The sequence below is a fragment of the Streptomyces klenkii genome, from assembly GCF_003626645.1.
GTDB lineage: Bacteria > Actinomycetota > Actinomycetes > Streptomycetales > Streptomycetaceae > Streptomyces > Streptomyces klenkii.
The window spans coordinates 1-1,056 of sequence record NZ_RBAM01000195.1 but is presented as its reverse complement, the minus strand read 5'-3'; the positions used below and the strand labels follow the sequence as shown (position 1 = coordinate 1,056).

General features: G+C 71.5%; 1 protein-coding gene. It reads right to left on the bottom strand.

What is annotated here, in order from left to right; translation table 11 throughout:
- A partial coding sequence (locus D7231_RS35725; RefSeq protein WP_120760548.1) for a lysozyme occupies nucleotides 1-847 on the bottom strand: 847 nt, incomplete at its 3' end.
- Nucleotides 848-1,056: the final 209 nt, after the last annotated feature.

Sequence of the window (1,056 nt, the reverse complement as noted above, 5' to 3'; positions counted from 1 at the left end):
GGTCGCCCACGGTGGGGCCCGTGGAGGTGTACTGCCAGAAGGTGTGGAAGCCCCAGCCGGCCGGGAGCGTTCCGGGGGAGGAGGCGTACCGGGCTATCCACAGCGGGTGGTTGGCGCCGAAGCCGCCGTAGTTGCCCGTGCAGGTCGTCCACCAGTTGGTGGTGGTGTAGATGACCGCCCAACGGCCGGTGCGCGCCTGGTAGGTGGTGAGGAAGTCGCGGATCCAGTTGACCATCGCGGACTGGCTCAGGCCGTAGCAGGTGGCGCCGTAGGGGTTGTACTCGATGTCCAGGACCCCGGGCAGGGTGCGGCCGTCGCGGGACCAGCCGCCGCCGTTGGAGGCGAAGAAGTTGGCCTGGGTGGCACCGCTGGAGACGTTGGGCAGCGCGAAGTGGTAGGCGCCGCGGATCATTCCGACGTTGTAGGAGCCGTTGTACTGCTGGGCGAAGTAGGGGTTGCGGTAGCTGGTGCCCTCGGTGGCCTTGACGTAGGCGAAGCGGTTGCCCGCGTTCCACAGGGTGCTCCAGGCGACGTTGCCCTGGTGGCTGGAGACGTCCACGCCCTCGACGGTGGCGTAGGGGACGGGGCCGGGCTCGCCGGAGCGGCGGCCGCCGCCCTCGTGCTCGGGGACGGTCATGCCCATCCAGGCCGTGCCGGGCTGGGGGCGGGCCTCCTCCGCCGGGGTTGCGGCGGCCCGGCCGTCCGCGGTGGCGGTGGCGGGGGAGGCGAGGAGCAGCGCGCCGGTGGCCAGGAGCGCGCCGAGGAGGGCGGTCAGGCGCCGCCGGGCGGGCCTGGCGCCGGTTCTGGGGGTGCGGGGGGTGGTGCCGGTCTTTCCGATTCCGCGCATGGGCAGGGGCTGCCTTTCGGGAACAGAGTGCGTGGGGGGACGAGAACCTGCTCGCCGGCCGTCCACCGGAGCGTCACTGAAGTGGACATGCCATCCGCAAGGTAATGCGCGTAGACCGTTGTGCGGAAGGGGTTTCCGGGAATGCCGTTGGTCCACCCCACTGGCGCCGCCGAACGCGGGTGCGTACACGCTACCCACCGGTTCGCCTT